The organism is Pseudomonas sp. 01L34, from assembly GCF_056400265.1.
On record NZ_JBFTSX010000001.1, the window covers coordinates 149,007 to 171,287 of the forward strand.

At 59.0% G+C, this 22,281-nt stretch carries 21 protein-coding genes; 9 read left to right on the forward strand and 12 right to left on the reverse strand.

What is annotated here, in order from left to right:
• Nucleotides 1–73: 73 nt before the first annotated feature.
• Both copD and copC read right to left on the reverse strand, forming a co-directional pair.
• Nucleotides 74–934: a copper homeostasis membrane protein CopD gene (gene copD / locus AC1DQM_RS00735; RefSeq protein ID WP_477745663.1), complete on the reverse strand. Its 861-nt coding sequence runs from the start codon at nucleotides 932–934 to the stop codon at nucleotides 74–76.
• A 3-nt stretch (nucleotides 935–937) separates the two neighbouring features.
• The gene (copC, locus tag AC1DQM_RS00740) at nucleotides 938–1,303 is read right to left on the reverse strand and encodes a copper homeostasis periplasmic binding protein CopC (protein ID WP_477745664.1); all 366 of its coding nucleotides are present in this window, start codon (nucleotides 1,301–1,303) and stop codon (nucleotides 938–940) included.
• A 139-nt stretch (nucleotides 1,304–1,442) separates the two neighbouring features.
• Between copC and AC1DQM_RS00745 the strand changes: the two genes are divergently transcribed.
• Nucleotides 1,443–2,063: a TetR/AcrR family transcriptional regulator gene (locus tag AC1DQM_RS00745; protein WP_007937670.1), complete on the forward strand. Its 621-nt coding sequence runs from the start codon at nucleotides 1,443–1,445 to the stop codon at nucleotides 2,061–2,063.
• Nucleotides 2,064–2,120: 57 nt separating this feature from the next.
• Here the strand turns inward: AC1DQM_RS00745 and preA are convergent, their stop codons facing one another.
• From preA to hydA, 3 genes are all read right to left on the reverse strand, one after another.
• Nucleotides 2,121–3,395: an NAD-dependent dihydropyrimidine dehydrogenase subunit PreA gene (preA, locus tag AC1DQM_RS00750; protein ID WP_477745665.1), complete on the reverse strand. Its 1,275-nt coding sequence runs from the start codon at nucleotides 3,393–3,395 to the stop codon at nucleotides 2,121–2,123.
• Nucleotides 3,396–4,763 carry an NAD(P)-dependent oxidoreductase gene (locus AC1DQM_RS00755; RefSeq protein WP_026286688.1) on the reverse strand — a complete coding sequence of 456 codons (1,368 nt, stop codon included), beginning with the start codon at nucleotides 4,761–4,763 and terminating at the stop codon, nucleotides 3,396–3,398. It abuts the gene before it with no gap.
• Nucleotides 4,764–4,969: 206 nt separating this feature from the next.
• Entirely contained in the window at nucleotides 4,970–6,409 is a 1,440-nt protein-coding gene (gene hydA, locus AC1DQM_RS00760; protein WP_018929684.1) for a dihydropyrimidinase, read from the reverse strand.
• 624 nt (nucleotides 6,410–7,033) lie between these two features.
• On the opposite strand from hydA, the gene AC1DQM_RS00765 reads away from it, so the two are divergent.
• Nucleotides 7,034–8,518: an NCS1 family nucleobase:cation symporter-1 gene (locus tag AC1DQM_RS00765; protein WP_018929683.1), complete on the forward strand. Its 1,485-nt coding sequence runs from the start codon at nucleotides 7,034–7,036 to the stop codon at nucleotides 8,516–8,518.
• Nucleotides 8,519–8,665: 147 nt separating this feature from the next.
• On the forward strand, nucleotides 8,666–9,949 hold the full coding sequence (locus AC1DQM_RS00770; protein ID WP_111453504.1) for a Zn-dependent hydrolase: 1,284 nt from the start codon (nucleotides 8,666–8,668) through the stop codon (nucleotides 9,947–9,949).
• 21 nt (nucleotides 9,950–9,970) lie between these two features.
• Here the strand turns inward: AC1DQM_RS00770 and AC1DQM_RS00775 are convergent, their stop codons facing one another.
• Both AC1DQM_RS00775 and AC1DQM_RS00780 read right to left on the reverse strand, forming a co-directional pair.
• Nucleotides 9,971–10,384 (reverse strand): DUF6691 family protein, encoded by a 414-nt coding sequence (locus tag AC1DQM_RS00775; protein ID WP_477745666.1) that lies wholly within the window; start codon nucleotides 10,382–10,384, stop codon nucleotides 9,971–9,973.
• Between the two features lie 2 nt (nucleotides 10,385–10,386).
• Complete coding sequence (locus AC1DQM_RS00780) at nucleotides 10,387–10,821, reverse strand: YeeE/YedE family protein (RefSeq protein ID WP_477745667.1); 435 nt, start codon at nucleotides 10,819–10,821, stop codon at nucleotides 10,387–10,389.
• Between the two features lie 171 nt (nucleotides 10,822–10,992).
• Here AC1DQM_RS00780 and AC1DQM_RS00785 point away from each other — a divergent pair, with 171 nt between their 5' ends.
• Both AC1DQM_RS00785 and AC1DQM_RS00790 read left to right on the forward strand, forming a co-directional pair.
• A complete protein-coding gene (locus tag AC1DQM_RS00785) occupies nucleotides 10,993–12,489 on the forward strand; it encodes a helix-turn-helix transcriptional regulator (RefSeq protein WP_477745668.1) in 1,497 nt (498 codons plus the stop codon).
• 194 nt (nucleotides 12,490–12,683) lie between these two features.
• Nucleotides 12,684–12,932, forward strand: a complete 249-nt coding sequence (locus AC1DQM_RS00790; protein ID WP_064618276.1) for a DUF1652 domain-containing protein — start codon at nucleotides 12,684–12,686, stop codon at nucleotides 12,930–12,932.
• Between the two features lie 454 nt (nucleotides 12,933–13,386).
• On the opposite strand, the gene AC1DQM_RS00795 is transcribed toward AC1DQM_RS00790, so the two are convergent.
• Complete coding sequence (locus tag AC1DQM_RS00795) at nucleotides 13,387–14,502, reverse strand: Gfo/Idh/MocA family protein (RefSeq protein WP_477745669.1); 1,116 nt, start codon at nucleotides 14,500–14,502, stop codon at nucleotides 13,387–13,389.
• 542 nt (nucleotides 14,503–15,044) lie between these two features.
• On the opposite strand from AC1DQM_RS00795, the gene AC1DQM_RS00800 reads away from it, so the two are divergent.
• Nucleotides 15,045–15,689, forward strand: coding sequence for a DUF2268 domain-containing putative Zn-dependent protease (locus AC1DQM_RS00800; RefSeq protein WP_477742968.1), 645 nt, complete (start codon nucleotides 15,045–15,047; stop codon nucleotides 15,687–15,689).
• A gap of 289 nt (nucleotides 15,690–15,978) precedes the next feature.
• Here the strand turns inward: AC1DQM_RS00800 and AC1DQM_RS00805 are convergent, their stop codons facing one another.
• A complete protein-coding gene (locus tag AC1DQM_RS00805) occupies nucleotides 15,979–16,665 on the reverse strand; it encodes a hypothetical protein (RefSeq protein ID WP_086946032.1) in 687 nt (228 codons plus the stop codon).
• An 827-nt stretch (nucleotides 16,666–17,492) separates the two neighbouring features.
• Between AC1DQM_RS00805 and AC1DQM_RS00810 the strand changes: the two genes are divergently transcribed.
• Together AC1DQM_RS00810 and AC1DQM_RS00815 are read left to right on the forward strand one after the other, a co-directional pair.
• Nucleotides 17,493–18,149, forward strand: coding sequence for a VOC family protein (locus AC1DQM_RS00810; RefSeq protein WP_477745670.1), 657 nt, complete (start codon nucleotides 17,493–17,495; stop codon nucleotides 18,147–18,149).
• A gap of 263 nt (nucleotides 18,150–18,412) precedes the next feature.
• Nucleotides 18,413–18,820: a DUF3224 domain-containing protein gene (locus AC1DQM_RS00815; protein WP_477745671.1), complete on the forward strand. Its 408-nt coding sequence runs from the start codon at nucleotides 18,413–18,415 to the stop codon at nucleotides 18,818–18,820.
• 279 nt (nucleotides 18,821–19,099) lie between these two features.
• Here the strand turns inward: AC1DQM_RS00815 and AC1DQM_RS00820 are convergent, their stop codons facing one another.
• Nucleotides 19,100–19,867 carry an SDR family oxidoreductase gene (locus tag AC1DQM_RS00820; RefSeq protein WP_018929676.1) on the reverse strand — a complete coding sequence of 256 codons (768 nt, stop codon included), beginning with the start codon at nucleotides 19,865–19,867 and terminating at the stop codon, nucleotides 19,100–19,102.
• Between the two features lie 25 nt (nucleotides 19,868–19,892).
• A complete protein-coding gene (locus tag AC1DQM_RS00825) occupies nucleotides 19,893–20,960 on the reverse strand; it encodes a phosphotransferase family protein (RefSeq protein WP_018929675.1) in 1,068 nt (355 codons plus the stop codon).
• Nucleotides 20,961–21,148: 188 nt separating this feature from the next.
• Between AC1DQM_RS00825 and AC1DQM_RS00830 the strand changes: the two genes are divergently transcribed.
• Nucleotides 21,149–21,544 carry a DUF4280 domain-containing protein gene (locus AC1DQM_RS00830; protein ID WP_018929674.1) on the forward strand — a complete coding sequence of 132 codons (396 nt, stop codon included), beginning with the start codon at nucleotides 21,149–21,151 and terminating at the stop codon, nucleotides 21,542–21,544.
• Nucleotides 21,545–21,738: 194 nt separating this feature from the next.
• Here the strand turns inward: AC1DQM_RS00830 and AC1DQM_RS00835 are convergent, their stop codons facing one another.
• Nucleotides 21,739–22,281 carry a toxin-antitoxin system YwqK family antitoxin gene (locus tag AC1DQM_RS00835; protein ID WP_086946037.1) on the reverse strand — a complete coding sequence of 181 codons (543 nt, stop codon included), beginning with the start codon at nucleotides 22,279–22,281 and terminating at the stop codon, nucleotides 21,739–21,741.

The following is a 22,281-nucleotide window of genomic DNA, read 5'->3' on the forward strand; positions in this document are numbered from 1 at the left end:
CTTTGGGGCTGCTTCGCAACCCAACGGGGGCAAGCCCCCTCGCCACAGGTCGCTCCTACAGATGGGGTGTGTTTCAGTTGGCGATCATTGGGGGCAGGGTGCCCAGCAGTGAAACCGCCGCTACCGCGCCGATCCCCAGTATCCATTCCAGCATGACGCTGGTGCGCAACAGCCCCGGACGCTGCTGGCAATCCTTGACCCGCAGCCGATTGAACAGCGCCAACCCCAGCATCGCGATCACCAGCACAACCTTGATCAACAGAATCAGCGCAAACCCGGACAGCAACGGCGTCGGCCAGAACACGCCGGTCAGTACGCGCACGTTGATCAGGCCGGTCATCACCAACCCCGCCACCAACGCGTAACCGATCCCGCTGAAGCGTTGCAGTATCGCGCTCAAGGGATGATCGTCCGGTTGGCGCAGGATCATCACCAGCAACATCAACCCACCGAGCCAGGCGCCGACGCACGTCAGGTGAACAATCTGGTTGAGGATTAACAGTTGGCCTTGCAGGCCATCGAGCATGGCGCCATGACCGACCGGGGCCAGGGTCGCCAGCAGCAGGCTGGAAAGGCCGATGCGCCAGGCCATGTTGGAACGCCAGGGCGTCAACAACAATGCCACGAGCAACAGATTGAGCAGCAGATGCCAGCGCCATACCTGACCGAAAAAGGTATTGCTCAGCACCAGGCCTAGCGTCGCCGGGTCGAATGCCGCCTCCGGGGAACTGGCCATGCTGGCGGTGATCAGCAGCAACCAGCCGACGCCGCTGAGCAACGCCACCACGCTGAGCCAGCGGGTCACTCGCGCCAGTGCCGGATCCAGCCATTTCGTTTCGCGGCCCAACAGCAAAGGCCTGAACACCCAGGCCCCGAACAGCATCAGCACCACGGTGAAATGCAGGAAGCGGCACAGCACCAGCGCCTCGGTCATGAATTACTGACCCACCTTGAAGCGGTAGGCGCCTTCACTTTTATGGGTGTCGACCGACACGGCATGCCATTCGACCTTGTAATCGCCAGCGGCCAACGGCGCTGCCGGGGTGACGACCAGGGTTTTCTTGTCGCTGCCTTCGGTGGCGAGGCTTTTTACCGGTACGTCGGCACCGTCCTTGCTGATGTTCACTTTGGTGAACGTTGCTTCAACCCCTTCGGAAAACACCAGGCGCAGTTCCGTTGGCGCCTGCACGGTGCTGTCGGCCGCCGGGGTCTGGCTTTTCAGATGGGCGTGGGCAAACACCGATGAGGCGGCGAGCAGCGAGCCGAGCAGGGCAGCGGTGGTCAGGGCGTTCTTGAGCAGCATCGTGGAGACCTCGCAGGCAGGTTCAAAGAGGCAGGCAGTTTACCTGCCGCAGGGCCGCTGTACGAAGTTTCGTTTTCCCCTGTCGCCGCGACGTAGAGCGGATGCTAGTCTTGAGCAACGCTGTTGTCAGGGAGCCCTCATGGGCAATCACAAGATCGAGATTCGTCGCAGTAACGTCGAAAAAATCCTGTTGGCGGCCGAAAAGGTCTTCGCCGAAAAAGGCTTCGGCAGCACCGCCATGGCCGACATCGCCGCTGAAGTGCAACTGCCGCGCTCCAACCTGCATTACTACTTCAGCACCAAGAGCGAGCTGTACAGCGCGGTGCTCCTGGGTTTGCTGGAGGTCTGGAAGCAGGACGCCCTGTGCTTCGAAATGTTCGACGACCCGCGCGTGGTGCTCAGCAGCTACATCCGCGCCAAGATGAACCATTCCCGCAGCCGGCCGTACGGTTCGAAAGTCTGGGCCAACGAAATCATCCACGGCGCGCCGACCCTCGGTGAGAAGCTGGACGCGAGCCTGTACGACTGGGCCAAGATGAAGGAAGCGAAAATTCGCCAGTGGGTGGAAGACAAACGCATCCTGCCGGTAGAGCCTTCCAGCCTGTTGTACATGATCTGGGCCTCGACCCAGCACTACGCCGACTTCGATCATCAGGTGAACATCCTGAATGATCATCAGCCGTTGTCGGACATGCAGTTCGAACGGGCGGTGCAGACGGTGACCAGTGTGATCTTGCGTGGGATCGGGTTGGAGCCGTAACCTGATCGTTCCCACGCAGAGCGTGGGAACGATCAGCGAACCCGGACGATGCATTACTCAAACGGAAACGTGATACGGATTCCTCGGATCATGGTTCCAATCCAGAAACGGCTTGCCCGTATCCACCGGGACCATCTCGATGCAATCCTGCACCGGGCAGGTGATCTGGCACAGGTTGCAGCCCACGCACTCCTCATCGATCACTTGATATTTATGCGTGCCATCGGCCTGTTTGAGGCTGGCAATCGCCTGGTGCGAGGTGTCTTCGCAAGCGATGTGGCAGCGACCGCAACCGATGCACGCCTCCTGATCGATTTTCGCAATCACCTGATAGTTGATGTCCAGGTACTTCCAGTCCGTGGTATTGCCCACTGCGCGCCCGGAAAAATCCGACACGCGGGCGTAGCCCTGACTGTCCATCCAGCGTGACAAACCGTCCTTCATCTCCTCGACAATCCGGAAACCATGCAGCATCGCCGCCGTGCACACCTGCACCGAACCGCTGCCCAGGGCAATGAATTCCGCCGCATCGCGCCAACTGCCGATGCCGCCAATGCCGCTGATCGGCAAGCCCTGGGTCTGCGGGTCGCGGGCGATCTCGGCGACCATGTTCAACGCAATCGGCTTCACCGCCGAGCCGCAATAACCGCCGTGGGTGCTTTGGCTGCCGACGGCGGGATTGGCGACCATGCGCTCCAGATTGACGCTGGTGATCGAGTTGATGGTGTTGATCAACGACACCGCATCGGCGCCACCACGGTGGGCGGCACGGGCGGCGACGCGGATGTCGGTGATGTTCGGCGTGAGCTTGACGATCACCGGCAACGAGCAATAGGTCTTGCACCAGCGAGTGACTTGTTCGACGTATTCCGGCACCTGGCCGACCGCCGCGCCCATGCCCCGTTCCGGCATGCCGTGGGGGCAACCGAAATTCAGCTCGATGCCATCGGCGCCGGTGGCTTCCACCAGCGGCAGGATGTTTTTCCACGACTCCTCGACGCAGGGCACCATCAGCGACACGATCAGTGCGCGGTCCGGCCAGTCCTTTTTGACCTGGGTGATTTCCCGCAGGTTGATCTCCAGCGAACGGTCGGTGATCAACTCGATGTTGTTGAAGCCCATGACTTCACGGTTAGCCCCGAAGTGCGCCGAGTAGCGTGACGACACGTTGACCGCCGCCGGGTCTTCCCCCAGGGTTTTCCAGACCACGCCTCCCCAGCCGGCCTCGAACGCGCGGACTACGTTGTAGGCTTTGTCGGTCGGCGGCGCGGAAGCGAGCCAGAACGGGTTGGGGGCCTTGATGCCGGCGAAGACAATCGAGAGATCGGCCATTTACGCAGCCTCCACGTTGAGCATGAGTTGAGCGTTGATCGCCTCGGCGGCCAGCTTGCCGTGCTGCACGGCTTGCACGGTGAGGTCCTGATCGAGGCTGGTGCAGTCGCCACCGGCATACACGCCGGGAATGCTGGTGCGCAGCTGCTCGTCGACGAGGATGCGATCGCCCTGACGCTTGAGTTCACGGGCCAGCGGGTCGGCGAGGGCGGAAGTGTCGAAGGTCTGGCCGATGGCTTTGAAGATCGCGTCGGCGGCCAGTTCGAAGGTTTCGCCGGTGGTTTGCAGGCGACCTTCCACCAATCGGGTACGGGCGAAGCGCATGCCGCGCACGTTGCCCTGATCGTCGAGCAGCACCTCTTCGGGTTGTGCCCAGGTCAGCAGGCGCACCTGATTGGCCTTGGCGATGTCCTGTTCGTGAGCGGTAGCGCCCATGTCCGCGACACCACGGCGGTACACCAGATTGACGTCCCGGGCACCGAGGCGGGCCATTTGCACGGCCATGTCGATGGCGGTGTTGCCGGCACCGAGGACGATGCAGCGTTCGGCCAGCGGCAGTTGCGTCAGGTCATCGGCCTGGCGCAGTTCGCGGATGTAGTCGGTGGCGGGGAGCAGGCCGGGGGCATCCTCGTTGGGCAGGCCCAGTTGTTTGCTGGCGGCCAGGCCGAGGCCTAGGAACACCGCGTCGAATTGCTGATGCAGTTCACTGAGGGTCAGGTTGTCGCCCAGCTTCTGCCCGTGGCGAATCTCGATTCCGCCAATTCCCATCAGGAACTCAAGCTCCTTCTGCGCGTAGTCGTCCACCAGCTTGTACTTGGCGATCCCGTATTCGTTGAGGCCGCCGGCCTTTTCCCGGGCCTCGAAAATCACCACGTCATGGCCGTGCATGGCGCTGCGGTGCGCGCAGGACAAACCGGCCGGGCCTGCCCCCACCACGGCAATACGCTTGCCGGTTGCGGCGGCGCGCTGGAACGGGTGTTCGCTGAAGTGTGCGTTGTCCACGGCATAGCGTTGCAGCAGGCCGATCAGTACCGGCGCGCATTCCTGGGCGTTGTTGCGCACGCAGGCTTGCTCGCAGAGGATTTCCGTCGGACAGACCCGGGCACAACTGCCACCGAGGATGTTGGCCGAGAGGATCTTCTGCGCCGCACCCTGCACGTTTTCCTGATGGATATTGCGGATGAACGATGGAATGTCGATGTCGCTTGGGCACGCGTTCACGCACGGCGCGTCGTAGCAATACAGGCAGCGCGAGGCTTCCAGATGCGCCTGACGCTCGTTGAGCGGCGGCGCCAGGTCGGTGAAATGGCCGGCGAGGGCGGCCGCGTCCTCATGGGGATGCGGGAGGTGGTTCAAAGTCTTGATCACGGTGTTGGCCTCACGGTTAATTGAGGTACTGCCTCTGGTGGGCATTGGTTTTTTCGCATCATCCTGTGGCGAGGGAGCTTGCTCCCGTTGGGTGGCGAAGCCGCCCCACATCCTGCCAAATCGGTTGTCCTGCCCCCCCGAGTCGACTGGCTTTGGGCCTGCTACGCGGTCCAGCGGGAACAAGCTCCCTCGCCACAGAGGGCAGATCAGCGTTTCACAGCGGTCGGCTTGTGCAACTCAGCCCGCTTGCTCAGCAAATCAAACACCGCTGGATACGCCGGCCGTTCGATATACCGGCCCGCGCCACGCTCGGCGCGCAAATCACCATCGGCCCACACCACACGGCCCTGGCTGACGGTGTGACTCGGTACGCCACGCACGGTCTTGCCTTCGAAGATGTTGAAGTCGACCTGCTGGTGGTGAGTCTTGGCTGAAATCGTCCGCGTGCCTTCCGGGTCCCACAGCACCAGATCGGCATCGGCACCGACACGGATCGCACCTTTGCGCGGGTAGAGGTTGAAGATCTTCGCGGTGTTGGTGGAGGTGAGCGCTACGAAGTGCTGCATCGACAAACGCCCGGTGTTCACCCCTTCATCCCAAAGCACTGCCATGCGGTCTTCGATACCGGCGGTGCCGTTGGGGATCTTGCTGAAGTCGTCACGGCCGGCGGCTTTTTGCTCGGCGCAGAAGCAGCAGTGGTCGGTGGCGGTGGTGTGCAGGTTGCCCGCTTGCAGGCCGTGCCAAAGGGCTTCTTGATGGCCTCGCGGGCGGAAGGGTGGGCTCATCACGTAACCGGCGGCGGTCTGCCAGTCCGGGTGTTGGTAAACGCTGTCGTCCAGCAGCAGATGCCCGGCCAGCACTTCGCCGTACACCGGTTGGCCCTTGGCGCGGGCATAGGTGATTTCGTCGAGGGCTTCCTTGGTCGAGACGTGGACCAGGTACAGCGGCGTGCCCAACGTTTCGGCGATGCGAATCGCCCGGCTCGCGGCTTCACCTTCCACCTGCGAAGGTCGTGATAGCGGATGCGCTTCCGGCCCGGTGATGCCCTGGGCCATCAACTTGCGTTGCAGGTGATAGACCAGCTCGCCGTTTTCCGCGTGCACGGTCGGCACCGCGCCCAATTCCAGGCAGCGCTCGAAACTCGCCACCAGCGTATCGTCGGCGGCCATGATCGCGTTCTTGTAGGCCATGAAATGCTTGAAGCTGTTGACCCCGTGCTGGCTGACCAGCTCGGCCATTTCCTCGCGGACTTGCTCGCTCCACCAGGTGATGGCGACGTGAAAGCCGTAGTCAGACGCCGACTTCTCGGCCCAGCCGCGCCATTGATGAAAGGCCTCCATCAATGATTGCTGTGGGTTGGGTATCACGAAGTCGATGATCGACGTGGTGCCACCGGCCAATCCCGCTGCGGTGCCGCTGAAAAAATCTTCGCTGGCCACCGTGCCCATGAAGGGCAGTTGCATGTGCGTGTGCGGATCGATGCCGCCGGGCATCAGGTATTGGCCGCTGCCGTCGAGCACTTGAGCATCGGCGGGAACATCGAGGTTTTCACCGATGGCTTTGATCACGCCGTCGGCGCAATACACGTCGGCGCGATAACTTTCATCATGGGTAATAACGGTGGCGCCACGGATCAACAGAGACATTCCGAGTTCCTCGCAGGCATGACCGACTATTGCCGGTTCTAGATGTTTTATATGAAGCAGACGCCAATCGGTGTATTCCTGTCAGCGCTGTCAAGAATAGACGCTAGCTGCAGTTTGTGGATTGAGCAAGAATATTTTTTATAAGCATATTATTGTTTTAACTGTTTGATAAATAACGATAAAAAATGAAAATCACCAAAATGGTGAGACCGCTCACCATTTTGACGCACTTGACAGGTTGGAAATATGGTCAAGATTTTCTATGTGAAATCAGCCGGTTGAGGATGGTCTATGGTTGATGCGCAACAACCTTACAAAAAAGATCGACGCACCAGATTGAGTCCTGACTGTTCGGACAACTTGCCTGGCATTCGGCCTGAGTGACAGGGCAACTGACCGGGGACTCGCTAGTTGGATAAATAAAGCTGATTAACATCAGTTGGTTAGCAAAGTTTTATGGCACTGCCCGAGGCGCAAGCGGGGCACCCGGCACGTTTATTGATGCCGCCGCTGACACCGTGGCCGGTCCGTAAAAGTTGTCAGTTTCTCCGGCCATCGTCCGGCTCGCGCGCATTGCGCCAGCCTCTGATGAGCAAAAATAATCAAAAGAACAGTGGAGCGGCCATGCAACAGATCAGATCGCAAGTGACCGAGCGCGACGGCTTGTTTGAGCTCGAAGCCGGCAGCGATGTCCTCGACAGTCCCCGATACAACCACGACATGGCTCCGACCAAGGTGCGCGAACGAACCTGGAACAAATGGCACATCACCGCGCTGTGGGTCGGCATGGCGATCTGCGTGCCGACTTACACCCTCGGCGGCGTACTCACGGCCTACTTCGGCCTGACCGTGGGCGAAGCGCTGCTGGCGATTCTGTTCGCCAATATCATTGTACTGATCCCGCTGACCCTGAACGCCTTCCCCGGCACCAAGTACGGCATTCCGTTTCCGGTATTGCTGCGCTCGTCCTTCGGCATTCTCGGTTCCAACATCCCGTGCCTGATCCGCGCCCTGGTGGCGTGTGGCTGGTTCGGCATCCAGACCATGTTCGGTGGGCTGGCGATTCACCTGTTTCTCGGCTCGGTGTTCGATGGCTGGAAGGCCCTCGGCGGTACCGGCGAGGTGATCGGCTTCATGCTGTTCTGGGCCTTGAACCTGTGGGTGGTGATTCGCGGCGCGGACTCGATCAAGTGGCTGGAAACCCTCTCGGCGCCGTTGTTGGTACTGGTGGGCGTGGGCCTGCTGGTGTGGGCTATGCCGAATGTATCGATGACCGAGTTGCTGGCGATCCCGGCCAAGCGTCCGGAAGGGGCCGGCGTGGCCAGTTATTTTGCCGCCGGGCTGACCGCCATGGTCGGCTTCTGGGCCACTTTGTCGCTGAATATTCCAGACTTCAGCCGCTACGCGAAAAGCCAGAAGGACCAGATCGTCGGGCAGATTATCGGTTTACCCCTGACCATGTTCCTGTTCGCCTCCCTCGGCGTGGTGATGACGGCCGCGTCGGTCAAACTGGTGGGTGTCACCGTCTCTGATCCGGTCACCTTGATCGGCCATATCCAGAGCCCGGTCTGGGTCGCACTGGCCATGGCGCTGATCATCATCGCCACCTTGTCCACCAACACTGCGGCCAACATCGTGTCGCCAACCAACGATTTCCAGAACGTCGCGCCCAAGTACATCAACCGCACCACGGCGGTGATGCTCACGGGGTTGGTCGGGTTGGCGCTGATGGCCCATGAACTGCTGAAAAAGCTCGGGCTGATTGTCTCGGATCTGAGCCTGGAGACGGTGTATTCCAACTGGTTGCTCGGCTATTCGAGCCTGCTGGGGCCGATCGCCGGGATCATGGTGGTGGACTATTTCCTGATCAAGAAACAGCAACTGGATCTGGCCGGCCTCTATCGTGATGACGTGTACCCGGCGTGGAACGGGTTTGGCTTCATCGCGTTCGGCGTGCCGGTGGTGTTGACGCTGCTGTCGCTGGGCAGCGATGCCTTCAGCTGGTTCTACAGCTACGGCTGGTTCACCGGCTCGGCCTTGGGAGGGCTGATTTATTACGGGTTGAGTTCGATGCGGCCGAGTCCGACTGTCGTGAAATCTCCGGTGTGATGAGTGATCGTTCCTACGCTCTGCGTGGGAACGCAGCCAGGGACGCTCCGCGTTCCAGGAGCGGACGCAGAGCGTCCAGGGATGAATTCCCATGCGGGGCGTGGGAACTAGCGAAGAAACCGATAACAACTGCCTGAGGAGATCACCATGAACGCTGCTGTAGACGTTCTGCAATCCACCCATCAGCACATCAATCGCGACCGTCTGTGGCAGTCGCTCATGGACCTGGCCAAGCTCGGCGCGACGGTCAAGGGCGGTGTCTGCCGGCTGGCCCTGACCGACCTCGACCGCCAGGCGCGCGATATCTTCGTGAAGTGGTGCGAGGAGGCCGGTTGCACGGTCAGCATCGACGCCGTCGGCAACATCTTCGCCCGTCGTCCGGGACGCAATCCGAACCTGCCACCGGTAATGACCGGCAGCCACATCGACACTCAGCCCACCGGCGGCAAGTTCGACGGTTGCTTCGGCGTGCTGGCCGGGGTCGAAGTCTTACGTACCCTCAACGACCTCGGCGTGGAAACCGAAGCGCCGCTGGAAGTGGTGGTCTGGACCAACGAGGAAGGCTCACGCTTCGCCCCGTGCATGATGGGCTCCGGCGTGTTCGCGGAAAAATTCACCCTCGAGGAAACCCTGGCCAAGGTCGATGCCGAGGGCGTGACTGTCGGCGAAGCCTTGAACGCCATCGGTTACGCCGGGCCGCGCCAGGTCAGCGGTCATGCTGTGGGTGCGTACTTCGAGGCGCACATCGAGCAAGGGCCGATTCTTGAGGACGAACACAAAACCATCGGCGTGGTGATGGGCGCGCTGGGGCAGAAATGGTTCGACTTGAAACTGCGCGGCGTCGAAGCCCACGCCGGTCCGACGCCAATGCACCTGCGCAAGGACGCGCTGGTCGGCGCCGCGGTGATCGTTGGCGCAGTCAATCGCGCCGCCCTCGGTCATCAACCCCACGCCTGCGGCACCGTCGGCTGCCTGCAAGCCTATCCCGGCTCGCGCAACGTGATTCCCGGCGAAGTGCGCATGACCCTGGACTTCCGTCATCTGGAACCGGCGCGACTCGACTCAATGATCGCCGAAGTCCGCGAGGTCATCGAAACCACCTGCGAGCAACACGGCCTGACCTTCGAACTGACACCCACCGCCGACTTCCCGCCGCTGTATTTCGACAAGGGCTGCGTCGAAGCGGTACGCGGTGCCGCTCAAGGGCTCGGTCTGTCGCACATGGACATCGTCAGTGGAGCAGGGCACGACGCAATCTTCCTCGCCGAACTCGGCCCGGCCGGGATGATCTTCGTGCCTTGTGAAGGTGGCATCAGCCACAACGAAATCGAAAACGCCGCGCCGGATGATCTGGCCGCCGGGTGCGCCGTGTTGTTGCGGGCGATGCTGGCGGCGTCGCAGGCGATTGCCAGTGGTAAGCAGGCGGCTTGACCACTGGCCTGGCGGGGATGCTCAACGGCGGGTTTGCAGCGCTTTGAACATCAGCATCCCCGCCAGCATGGCGATGGCGAACACCCAGGCCTGCCAGTGCCCCGTCGGCAACAACACCAGTGCCGGGCCGGGGCAGATGCCGGCAATACCCCAACCGATGCCGAAGAGCAGGCTGCCACCGATCAGGCGTCGGTCCAGCTCACGGCTGACCGGCAATTGCATAGGCGCACCCAGCAAGGACGTCGATTGTTTCATGGCCCAGTGAAACGGCCCCCAAGCCACGGCAATGGCGCCGATCATGACCAGCGCCAGTGACGGATCCCACAGGCCGGCAATGTCCAGAAAACCCAGCACTTTGGCCGGGTTCGCCATGCCGGCCAGCAACAGGCCGACGCCGAACAGCAGGCCGGCGAGGAAAGCGGTCAGTTTGCGCATGTTCAATACCCCAGCAGATGGCGCAGGACGAACACGGTCACGAAGCCTGTGAACATGAAACTCAATGTCGCGGCAATGGAGCGTGGTGACAGGCGCGAGATACCGCACACGCCGTGGCCACTGGTGCAGCCGGAGCCATAACGAGTGCCGATGCCGACGCACAATCCGGCGATGATCAGCCCCACCGTACCGGTTTTGAATTCGATGGTCGGCCACACATGAAACAGCGCCCACACCAACGGTGCCGCCAACAGTCCGAGCAGGAACAGGGCTTTCTCACCTCGTCCTGAATCATTACGCTCAAGCAGGCTGCCCAACAGCCCGCTGATCCCGGCAACTCGCCCGTTGGCCACCACCATTACGCTCGCGGCGAGGCCAATCAGCGCTCCTCCCGTGAGGGCAGACCAGGGGGTGAAGTGAAGAGAATCAAACACCATGGCAACTCTCCGTATAGACAAAAAGCGGCACTAAACCACTCTTTCCCTATTGAGCATAGGGCTACTTTGGGAGGGCCACGGGTGCCGGGCTTTTTGCACTATCACAAACGTCTGCGGTCGTAATCTTCACTGGGCAGCGCGCAAAAGTGCCGCCGCAATTGTGGAGTTCCAATGAGCCAGGACGTCCTGAGCACTGAAACCAATCGCCGCCAGTTGCAGCAGATCATCGCCGGCCTGTCCGATGGGGTGATTCTGCTGGAGCTCGACCAGACCATTCTCTGGGCCAATGACGCCGCGCTGGCCATGCACGGTGTCAGCGAGATTGGCGAGTTGGGGGCCAATGCCGGGGAGTACGCCAAACGTTTTGCCTTGCGTTATCGCAACAATCATCCGGTAGCGATCGAGAACTATCCGATCAGCCGCGTGGCCCATGGCGAGACGTTCAGCGATGTGATGGTGGAGGTGACGCAGCTGGAAAATGAAGAGCGCACCTGGGTTCACAGCGTGCGCAGCATGGTGCTGGCGGACCGTGCCGGTGAGCCGGAGTCGTTGGTGCTGATCATGAACGACGTCACCGACTGGGCCAGCGCCGAGCAGCGTTTCGAAAGGACCTTCAACGCCAACCCGGCCCCGGCAGTGATCTGCCGCCTCAGCGATTTGCGCTACATCAAGGTCAACCAGGGCTTCGTGGACATGACCGGCTATGCCCGTGATCAGGTGATCGGCGCTTCGGCTTATGAGCTGGATGTGCTGGAGCGCGCCGAGAACAAGGACCTGGCCAAGCAGCGTCTGCGTGACGGCGCGACCATTCCGCAGATGCAGGCCGAGCTGCAATTGGCCAAGGGTGGCAGCAAGCAGGTGATCGTTGCCGGCCAACCGCTTGAGCTCAACGACGAAGCTTGCATGCTGTTTTCCTTCGTCGACATGGAGCTTCGGCACAAGGCCGAAATCGCCCTGCGCCAGAGCGAGGAACGGTTCGCCAAAGCCTTTCGTCTGACGCCAGTGCCGATCCTGGTGTGCCGCGCCGCCGACCAAGTGGTGATGGACGTCAACGAAGCCTTCCTGGAGTCCCTCGCATTTCCCAATGATGAAGTGCTCGGCAAGACCGTGGCGCAACTCGGCTTCATCGATGACGCGGGCGCTCGCACGCGACTGTTTGCAACCCTGGAGAAAAGCGGGCGGGTGGATCGTGTCGATGTCAGGGTGCGCCGGAAGGATGCCGGGCTGATTGATTGTGCGGTCTCGGCGGACACCGTGAACATTCAGGATGGCTCTTGCTACCTGCTGGTGTTGATGGACATCACCGAGCGCAAACGCACCGAGCTGGAGTTGGTGTCGGCGATTGAAGAGGTGATGAAAGATGCGTCCTGGTTCAGCCGCACGCTGATCGAAAAACTGGCCAATGTGAAGAACGTCAATTCGCCGCAGTTGCCCAGTGTGTCGTTCACCGACCTGACCACCCGGGAGCGCGATGTGCTCGGCCTGATTTGTGAAGGCCTGGCCGACAAGGAGATCGCCGCGCGCCTGAAACTCGCGCCCAATACAGTGCGCAATCATGTGTCGACGGTGTATTCCAAACTCGATGTGCATAGCCGTAGCGAGGCGATTGTCTGGGCTCGCGAGCGAGGTCTGTTCTCCGGCGTGAAGCGGACCAAGGGGCAACGTTAAGGTGCAAATGCACTAGTGCGGGTGGTGCAATTTCATGTATTGATCAGATGGGGCTTTTTTCTAGGCTGTCGGGGTGCGAGACGTGGCTTGGGCCCGGTATCGCGTCCTCTTCGATGCAGCTGAAGGAGCAACCTCATGGGTGCGAAAAGAACAGGCGGGCAGTCGACTTTACGCTGTCGCCAAGGTGAGTCGGGATGAGTTACCTGGTGCAATTGCGTATGCGGTTGGAGCGGAGCTTTTTGCCGTTGGCCTGTGAGTGTGCGCTTGCCGGGGATAATTCGTTGACGGTGAAGCTTTACCATCCGGCGACAGGGCAGGTGGATCTGGTGGTCAGCGGGTTGAACGTGGCGACGCTCCGGACGCCGGAGGCAGTGGCGGCGTTGATTGAAGAGCTGCGCTATGAGCTTGAAAGCAGTGGTTTGAATCGATCCTCCGCTCTTTAGGCGTCATATCCCGCAGGCCTGCGGTAATGGAATGGTCGCAGTCTTTCTGGCATTGGCGGGTAGCTAAGCTATAAGGAATGCGAGGGTATTTCTTTTCTGTGACAGGGCCGCGGGTTCGCGGGATGGTTTTCGAGTCGCGGAAAATGTCGATTACTTACCGCGGGTCAGCCTATGAACAATTTTTGGAAATGTGCTTTTTCACCACTGTCGCTCGCACTCTGCATGGCGATTCTCGGTGGTTGCGCCAGTCCGCCGCCTCCACCCCCGGCCGTACCGCCACCGACACCGGTTCGTACCTGTTCGACCACCGAAAGTACCGATGTACAGGGTGATATGAGGGCTGAAGGGCAGGTGACCCGAACCACGACCCTGACCCGTTGCGTCACTCAGTAAACCGGGTCCGGTGTACCGCCAGTAGCACGTGCAACTGGCGGTGTATGACCTGAGCGTCGGTTCAGACTTCCTCGATCCTGACCCACCGCGACTCCCGTGCCGCCAGACGAATCGCCGTCGCCAGGCGTTCGACTTCCCACGCCTGCTCGAAATCGGTCCCGTCCTGGCCGAGACCGGCCAGCGCCATCACCAACTCATGCACTTCAAGGGTCTTGAGTTCGTTGTAACCCAACTGGTGCCCCGGCGCCGGGCTGAAGGCGGCGTAACCCGGCAAATCCGGCCCCGCCAGCAGCCGTTGGAAACCGCCTTGCCCGGCACGATACAGCCGCAGTTCATTCAAGCGTTCCTGATCGAACGCCAGGGTGCCTTGGGTGCCGCAGATTTCAAAACTCAGGTGATTCTTGTAACCGTGTTTGAGCCAGCTGCTGCTGAACGTCCCTCGCGCGCCATTGGCGAACCGCAGCAACGCGTGGACCTGATCGTCGACCGCGACCTCGCGTCGTTCCTGGCCACCCGCCGTCACGGGGCGTTGCGCATGTACGGTCTGGGTATCCGCGCACACCGCCTCGACGTCGCCCAGCAGATGACGGGCCATGGCCAGTAAATGACTGCCCAGGTCCGCCAGGGCGCCGCCGGCGTAATTGGCGTCGCAGCGCCAGGACCAGGGTGAAACGGGATCGGCCATGAAGTCTTCGCTGAACTCGCCCTGGAAACTGATGATCTGCCCCAGCGCGCCGTTTTGAATCAAATCCCGAGCCAGGCCGATGATCGGGTTGTGCTGATAGTTGTAACCCACCCGCGTCACCACGCCTGCGGCTTTGGCTGCAAGGCGCATGGTACTGGCCTGCTCGAGGCTCACCGCCAGCGGCTTTTCGCAGTACACCGGTTTACCGGCGGCGATGGCAGCCATGGCCATGGGGTAGTGCAGATGATTGGGGGTGGTGATGGCGATCAGGTTGACCTTGGGGTCATCGATCAACTGTTGCCAGTCACTATGAGCCGCCTCAAAGCTCCAGGCATCGGCGCAGTGGCGGGCGCGCTGCGGGTCGGCGTCGGCAAGGGCGGCGAGTTTGAGCTTCAGCGGCAATTCAAAAACAGCGCTGACATTGCGAAAGGCCAGGGCGTGGGCGCGGCCCATGAAACCTGTGCCGATGAGTCCGATACCGAGTTCGCGCATAGCCGGGGTCCTTTGGATTTTTATTTTCAGGAGGGCTATTTATGGAATAAAAATTCGTAACATGCAATAAAGTGGAATAAATATTCTTTTTCTTGGTGAGGTCAGGAAGCGCTGAGAATGGCTACACCGCCTTGCGTCATTGCCTACAACAACGCCGGAATCTGCTGGCTTGTGCGTCGGCTAATTCGAAGGATCTCGAAAAAACGGCCTATGTTTTTGTTGATGGTGATCGTCACGAAGCAATGGTTGTACGTGATTCTGCAGGATTCCAGCACGGCGGCATTGTTTGGCTAACGAATGGTAAATTTGCAAGCCGCGTCACCGACTATCTGTGTTGAAATCCAGCACCCACATGGCCGCGTCAAAGTGAACTGGCCAACTGAAAATGCTGCTGTCTGCGCAACCTTTCTCCGAGACCTGCTGAGATGATTCGCATCGACTCCATCTGGCTCGCCACGGAGCCGATGGATATGCGCGCGGGTACCGGGCCATAGTTGGCAACCTATCTCGTTACGCAAGGCTTTATGCAAGGAGGCATAATAATGACATCCATAAATTTCCATTTCATCGACGCGCGCGGCGCGCTTATCGATCACCGTGATTGGCTTCACACCCGCCTGTTAGAAACCTACGCAAAAGCAACTGCGTTGATGCCGTTGCGCCCACTTGATGTGATAGTGAAAGCTGGCACTCATGTCATTCCAGAAAAGGGGCATCTAGGATATGCGTCGGAACCAGGTCTTATTTTTTTGACCGTAGATCCTGCAAGTGACATTTTCAGAGCAAACCAAGACGCGTCGCTCGAACGAATGTTTGCACATGAACTTCACCATGCCGCCCGATGGGATGGGCCAGGTTATGGATCATCATTAGGTGAAGCGCTTGTTTCGGAGGGGCTGGCGGGCGCTTTTGCACAGGAAATCTGTGGTGGTTTACCTGAACCATGGGAGCGCCTCGATGTGTCTGACATTCGACGCCATATCGGAATGGCGGAAAGCTACTGGAGTCGCAAGGATTATGGTCACGACGCGTGGTTCTTTGGTGCATCTGACCTTCCAAGATGGTTAGGCTATTCCCTTGGATTTCAGCTCGTAAAACGATTCCTGTTGGAGCATGAGGGCAGTACATCTTCTAGTCTAGTGGAGATAGAGGCACAAGCGTTTCGTGGAGTGCTCGCAGTTATCTAAAACGTTCGGGCTTAGGTCATCAAGATGGCCCCGCCAGTCATTGCTTGCCAAGGCAATGACACTACGCAAGACGGGATTGCCGGGCGCGTACGCCGTAATCGACCCTATGCGTGGAGAGCTGGCTGATAGCGTATGCCCGGACTTCAGCGCGATGAGTTTTTCGCACCAGACTCAGCAGTTTCACGCCCGGATTTCGTCGGTGGGGATGACACCATCGCGGCTCCACGCAGCGCATTTATAGCGAATGCAATTCCACTCTTCGTAATCCACCCACCTAGGCATGTAGAGGTCATTGCTTATACGTGAGTTTCTGCACTTGCCCTGTAACACTTTTCAGGCCTGATTTCGGTAATTCAAGCGTATGGAACTCAACGCCCATTGAGTCAGCGTGGTGTCGCTTAAGCAAGTAGAGCATGTCGCCAGACTCTGCTACCTGGCATCCCTCGTACTGGTCGAGATTTGCGTAAACCACTTGGCGAACAATACATTCTGAAGCGAGTTCCAGCGCCGCCGCCCGTCCTGCGTTCGATGGCACCCGCACCAAGAGATACCAAGCAGACATCAGCAGAAACGCGAGTATGCAAATGGAGCCGACAACCACAAACGCGCCTCGATTTTCAACAGCCCGGTCGCGCATGTTGGCCATCCATTTCGGCACTATGACGGGCTTGCCCGTGTCGTTTCCTGGTTTCTCAAAAAGTACCAAAAGAAGGGTTACTGTTCCGACCAGAGCCATTGCGAACACCAGAGCTGCAAGGAAGGACCCAAACCCGGCGGCTCCGTAGGCCACGAACTGCTGCGCGCTGATGCTCACCCGATCAATCGGCACATCCAGTGTTAGATAAAATTTCTCCAGGTGTGCAAAACCGCTAAGGGTAAAAGCTCCCACCATGCTCGCTATAAACAGGGCAGCGTCGATACGCAGATACTTTCTGAAGCTGCGGAGGCTTTCCTCTCTTGCGATGCGGTCCGTCAAAATGTTGATCTCCTTAAAGTAGTCAGGCTGAGCGTTGCCCCACGAGTATCATGGGGGACTTCCTGATGGTCGAGTTGAAGCCATTTCTCAGACGCTATGACCGGCCATCAAATCAGCTGCTGAGTAGACTTTCCATATCTGATTTTGTAGTGGGCGCGAGCGTAACTGGCTGGCCGAGAGCCGCCCATCCCGACACGAAGTTATTCAGCGATCACACCTATTCGGCTTGCAACGGCTAGCGTCGTTGGTCGATCCCGCTATCATGCATGGCGTAGATCACGAATGTAGATAACGCTATGCCAAAATTGTCATTCGCCGTCAGAATTTTGTTCGCATGCTGCCTTTTCATCGCAACCGCTAATCACATTCGTGCAGACGTTTCGCATGGGTTGCTCTGGGACTACGGATACGGGCCTAGCGCTTACTTGGCTAGCCGTATTTTCTGGGGGGCGCTTACGTTTTTTGACCCGCTCGCAGCATTGCTACTGTTCATCAAGCCAAGAGCCGGAATCGTGCTTACGTTAGCGATTATTTTGGTCGACGTGACCCATAACACTTTATACGTCGCGTTGAATCAACAATGGCTGGAGCCGTTTTACCTGTCCCAGGTAGCTTTCCTTGGCACAGTATTCCTACTCTCACCCATCGCTTGGAATCGCCCTATTCGAGGCGTAGCGCTCACCAATCCAGTCCGAATGTGATTCGCTCCATTTATGAAGTAGGAACTCTTCGATCTCACGCGGCTGCCTACGCATCGGGCGAGTGAAGTTGCTGACCTTCCGCCAAATAATTGGGCAATCAAATCACAGGATTAAAGGGAATTAACGATGGAAATAGATCACATTTTTATTTGTGTGAGTGATGACGGGCGAGGCGCTGACGCTCTGAAAGCCCTCGGGCTCGCTGAAGGGACGTCAAACGTACACCCAGGCCAAGGCACTGCCAATAGAAGGTTCTTCTTCCGAAATTCTTTCATTGAGCTTTTACATCTCACCGATGAAAAAGAAGCTCAAAGTCAGTTAACGGCGCCAACCCAACTCTTTGACCGCCTCAAGTGCGCAGATGGAGTCGCCGCGCCCTTTGGAATTTGCTTCAGACCATCCACCGTAGGCGAGAAGCCAATATTTCCGGTCTGGGAATATCGACCTGTTTACTTACCAGCTGCCCTGAAAGTCGACGTGGGGCGTGCGCCTGTATCCGAACCGATGTGGTTTTTTCTTTCGTTTGCCAAGAGACCAGATGAGGCTCCGATTGAGCGAGCGCAGCCGTTTGAACATCCCAACGGCTTTCGCGACATTACATCTGTGCGAGTTACCACCCCCAACAGCCAAGCTTTTTCTACCCCTGCGAACTGCGCAAATCAGCTGAAAGGATTTGAAATTGTTCATGGTGATGAGCATCTGGTCGTATTGGAAATCGATCATGGCGCAAGTGGCCAGACACACGATTTCCGTCCTGGGTTGCCGATGATTATGAACTGGTGATGGATTGGCCTAACTATTCAGCCGACATCTCGCTCTGATCCCAACGCTGGGGGCGCTGGTGTGTACGTCATTGAAGTTTCGATTCAGCAGCGCGGTTAGCCGGGCGCTTACTGAGTACGTCCCCCAAAAACCGATGTGGCTCTGCGAAGTTGCTGCCACATAGATGGAAATAGGCTTAGCTCCGTAGAGCGTTTTTGGCTCCGTGCGTGCTGTGCTGTGGACTAGAATGAGAACCTCACTCATTTGGATAGGGACGAATGTGAATGGAAGCGTTAGCCACTTTTGCTACTAAGAATTTCAAACCTACAGGCTTGAGCCCAACCCCCGAGATTACTACCTCCTTACCAGTGTCTATCAGCACCATGGAGAAATGCTACTCGGGTGCTATCGACGGTGTTTCCTCAACAGTTTTTACTGCGGCGTTCGACCAGAAGACCAGGACGGGCAGTTACATCGCTATTGAGAGCTTCAAAGGTGCGGTGAATGGAAAAGAAGGCGCCTTCAATTTCATCCATTCTGCCTCCACAACCGGCACTGATCGGGCAGATGAGTTTTTCTGCATAGTCGGAGGCAGTGGTACAGGTGATTTGCGAGGGATATCGGGATCAGGAGGGATTAAAGTTGATACCGATGGCACGCACCATATTTGGTTGAATTACCAACTCGAATAGGTCAGAAGTAAGTTTTGAGGTAATGCCGCAGAGGACCCCGTTGCCCTAGATGTTGCATCAGGGTGGGTGTCTTCACCGGATGCTTACGCTGGATTTGACTGGGAAGCCGGTTGAGTTTGTGCAGGGGGAATAGAGTCGTTCCTGGGTCCAGTCCCTCGAATACAAACCATTACCCGACACCCGATGTATTTCAGAAACAGGCGAGAGTCTTCCACGAGCCCTCCGATCAAACACCAAAGGCAGCCCTGAGGCTGCCTTCGGTTTATTCGCAAAACCGAATCAGGACAGGAACCCGCCATCCACATTCAGCGAAACCCCGGTCGTATAGCTGGAAGCATCACTCGCCAGGTACAACACCGCACCGGCCATTTCACTCGGATCCGCCACGCGCTTGAGTGGAATCTGCTGCAATGCGGTGTTCAAAATTGCCTCGTTCTTCACCAGCGCCGATGCAAACTTGGTGTCGGTCAAACCCGGCAGCAAGGCGTTGCAGCGAATGCCGAACTGCGCGCATTCCTTGGCGAATACTTTGGTCATGTTGATCACCGCTGCCTTGGTCACCGAGTAAATGCCCTGGAAGATCCCCGGCGAGATGCCGTTGATCGAGGCGACGTTGATGATGCTGCCGCCACCGTGTTCGCGCATCAGCTTGCCGGCTTCCACCGACATGAAGAAGTAGCCGCGAATGTTCACGTCGACGGTTTTCTGGAAGGCGCTGAGGTCGGTGTCCAGCACGTTGCAGAACTGCGGGTTGGTCGCGGCGTTGTTGACCAGGATGTCCAGACGCCCGAATTGTTCGCGGATGGCGGCGAAGACCTGGGTGATCTGTTCCATCTCACCGATGTGGCAGGCAATGGCGGTGGCCTTGCCGCCGGCGGCGATGATCGCGTCGGCGACGTGTTGGCAGCCATCGAGCTTGCGGCTCGAAACGATCACGTGGGCACCTTGCTGTGCCAGCAGTTTGGCGATGGCTTCACCGATGCCGCGACTGGCACCTGAGACGAAAGCGATCTTGCCGTCGAGGTCGAACAACTGAGTCTTGGACATGATTTTTCCTTGTTATGGGGCCTGATCAGAGGCTGGATTTCTGAATGACCTGCAAGCTCATCTGCTCCAGCAGTTTGTTCATGTGAATGAACTGTGCGAAGCGTTTGTCCTGGGTCTGACCATGGAAGAAGCGGTAGTAGATCTGCTGCACGATGCCGGCCAGACGGAACAGGCCGTAGGTGTAGTAGAAGTCGAAATTGTCGATCTGGATGCCTGAGCGCTCGGCGTAGTAATCGACGAATTCGCGGCGGGTGAGCATGCCGGGGGCGTGACTTGGCTGGCGGCGCATCAGTTGCACCGGTGCCGGGTCGTCGGCTTCGATCCAGTAGGCGAGGGTGTTGCCCAGGTCCATCAGCGGGTCACCGAGGGTGGTCAGCTCCCAATCCAGCACGCCGATGATCTGCATCGGGTTGTTCGGGTCGAGGATCACGTTGTCGAAGCGGTAATCGTTGTGGACGATGCTCGACGTCGGGTGATCGGCTGGCATTTTGTCGTTGAGCCAGGCCTTTACCGCTTCCCACTTCGGCGCGTCCGGGGTCAGGGCCTTCTCGTAGCGCTCGCTCCAGCCTTTGATTTGCCGCGCGACATAACCTTCGGGTTTACCGAGATCACCCAGGCCATAAGCCTTGTAGTCGACCCGGTGCAGTTCGACGAACTTGTCGATGAAGTTCTTGCACAGGGTTTCGGTCTTCGCCGAATCCAGGCCCAGTTCCGGTGGCAGTTCGGCGCGCAGGATGATCCCCTTGACCCGTTCCATCACATAGAACTCGGCGCCGATCACCGATTCGTCAGTGCAGTGCACGTAGGCTTTGGGGCAATAGGGAAAACCGTCCCGTAGCTGATTGAGGATGCGAAATTCACGGCCCATGTCGTGGGCGGACTTGGCTTTGTGGCCGAATGGCGGCCGCCGCAGGACGAATTCCTGTTCGGGGTATTCCAGCAGGTAAGTCAGGTTCGACGCACCGCCCGGAAACTGGCTGATCACAGGCAAACCACTCAGACCCGGAATGTGCGCCTTGAGGTATGGATCGATCAGGCTGGCATCGAGTTCTTCGCCAGAGCGGATACGGGTGGACTGGTCAGTAAGCGCCATGCTTATCCCTTCTGCTTATTTTGGAGGCCAGACATCATTGGCTAATCTAATGGCGCGCCGGGGTGGCCACAAGCGCGGCACGGTCTTATAGGTTAGCGTGTTGCCGGATAATCAGCGTTCCTGATGTGCGCGAACAGGCGCGGCGGGCTATGGTTCAGGGAGCGTCGCTTCCAGGAAGGAGATTCAACATGGGCTGTCCGCAAGTTTGCGCCACCGCGACCCTGCAATGCAGTTTCGGCGCGGCGCCGGCGGTACTCAACGTGCTGCCAGTGAACCGCACAATGACCGGGGGCATGCCGGCGGCGAACATCATGGACCACATTCCGTTGGTGAACGTCATGCCGTTCGGCACGTGCATGAGCATGGCCAACCCGATGGTCGCGGCCGCCACCGCCGCCGCACTTGGCGTGCTGACGCCGATGCCGTGCATCCCGGCCACCGCCACCCCATGGATCCCCGGCGGCGCGCCGACCCTGCTGCTGGGCGGCATGCCGGCCATCGATGCCAACAGCACCTTGATGTGCAACTGGGCCGGAGTGATCAAAATCGTGATGCCGGGGCAAATGCAGATGCTGATTCCCTGATCGCCACAACCTCTGTAGCAGCTGGCGAAGCCTGTGTTCGGCCGTAGCAGCTGTCGAGCTTGCGAGGCTGCGTTCGGCTGCAAAGCAGTCGTAAAACCTGAGACTGCGGTACATCAGGCAGACCGCATCAGCCGGACTTGCGACTGCTTCGCAGCCGAACGCAGCCTCGCGCTGCTCGGCAGCTGCTACAGAACTTAGGCTTGAGCAGGATCGCTCCAGCGTCTGAACCACCAGCGCATTCGTGAGATCGGCTTGCCGTCGGCGTCCAATGGTCGTCCGTCGCTGGCGAAGCCCTGTTCCGGTTCCAGCAATTGACCGTTGAGATACCGAGCCTCGACGGCCGGTTTGCCGTTCGGATGAAAGCGCTGATAACGCCCGTCGCGCACGCCGTCGCGGTAGAACTCGACCTCCGCCAGTTGCCCATCGGGAAAGTAATTGAACGCCTCGCCATGCAACAGCCCTCGGCGATAAGTTGCCTTGCGCTGCAGACTGCCTTCGGGGGCATAGAAACTGGCAACCCCCTGCAGCTTGTCATGGACAAACGGCAGCTGCGCCGAGACCTTGCCATTGGGGTGGTAGAGCAGGGTGGTGCCTTGCAGCTCGCCCCGGTTGTAGTGCAAATCAGCCTGCGCGCGCCCGTCATCCTTGATGTGCAGCGCACCGTCGAGCTGGCCATCGAGCAGGCGCCCTTTGAGCTGTTTATCGTTCTGTTGCAAATCCAGCGGCGTGATGGCCAT

Excerpts from the sequence above, each read along its gene's own strand:
- hydA (WP_018929684.1), bottom strand. The coding sequence starts at position 6,409 with ATGTCTCTGTTGATCCGTGGCGCCACCGTTATTACCCATGATGAAAGT.
- AC1DQM_RS00745 (WP_007937670.1), top strand. The coding sequence starts at position 1,443 with ATGGGCAATCACAAGATCGAGATTCGTCGCAGTAACGTCGAAAAAATC.
- AC1DQM_RS00825 (WP_018929675.1), bottom strand. The coding sequence starts at position 20,960 with ATGGCGCTTACTGACCAGTCCACCCGTATCCGCTCTGGCGAAGAACTC.
- AC1DQM_RS00785 (WP_477745668.1), top strand. The coding sequence starts at position 10,993 with ATGAGCCAGGACGTCCTGAGCACTGAAACCAATCGCCGCCAGTTGCAG.
- AC1DQM_RS00800 (WP_477742968.1), top strand. The coding sequence starts at position 15,045 with ATGACATCCATAAATTTCCATTTCATCGACGCGCGCGGCGCGCTTATC.
- copD (WP_477745663.1), bottom strand. The coding sequence starts at position 934 with ATGACCGAGGCGCTGGTGCTGTGCCGCTTCCTGCATTTCACCGTGGTG.
- AC1DQM_RS00770 (WP_111453504.1), top strand. The coding sequence starts at position 8,666 with ATGAACGCTGCTGTAGACGTTCTGCAATCCACCCATCAGCACATCAAT.
- AC1DQM_RS00775 (WP_477745666.1), bottom strand. The coding sequence starts at position 10,384 with ATGCGCAAACTGACCGCTTTCCTCGCCGGCCTGCTGTTCGGCGTCGGC.
- AC1DQM_RS00810 (WP_477745670.1), top strand. The coding sequence starts at position 17,493 with ATGGAAATAGATCACATTTTTATTTGTGTGAGTGATGACGGGCGAGGC.
- AC1DQM_RS00765 (WP_018929683.1), top strand. The coding sequence starts at position 7,034 with ATGCAACAGATCAGATCGCAAGTGACCGAGCGCGACGGCTTGTTTGAG.
- preA (WP_477745665.1), bottom strand. The coding sequence starts at position 3,395 with ATGGCCGATCTCTCGATTGTCTTCGCCGGCATCAAGGCCCCCAACCCG.
- AC1DQM_RS00815 (WP_477745671.1), top strand. The coding sequence starts at position 18,413 with ATGGAAGCGTTAGCCACTTTTGCTACTAAGAATTTCAAACCTACAGGC.
- AC1DQM_RS00795 (WP_477745669.1), bottom strand. The coding sequence starts at position 14,502 with ATGCGCGAACTCGGTATCGGACTCATCGGCACAGGTTTCATGGGCCGC.
- AC1DQM_RS00790 (WP_064618276.1), top strand. The coding sequence starts at position 12,684 with ATGAGTTACCTGGTGCAATTGCGTATGCGGTTGGAGCGGAGCTTTTTG.
- copC (WP_477745664.1), bottom strand. The coding sequence starts at position 1,303 with ATGCTGCTCAAGAACGCCCTGACCACCGCTGCCCTGCTCGGCTCGCTG.
- AC1DQM_RS00780 (WP_477745667.1), bottom strand. The coding sequence starts at position 10,821 with ATGGTGTTTGATTCTCTTCACTTCACCCCCTGGTCTGCCCTCACGGGA.
- AC1DQM_RS00820 (WP_018929676.1), bottom strand. The coding sequence starts at position 19,867 with ATGTCCAAGACTCAGTTGTTCGACCTCGACGGCAAGATCGCTTTCGTC.
- AC1DQM_RS00835 (WP_086946037.1), bottom strand. The coding sequence starts at position 22,281 with ATGGCCATCACGCCGCTGGATTTGCAACAGAACGATAAACAGCTCAAA.
- AC1DQM_RS00830 (WP_018929674.1), top strand. The coding sequence starts at position 21,149 with ATGGGCTGTCCGCAAGTTTGCGCCACCGCGACCCTGCAATGCAGTTTC.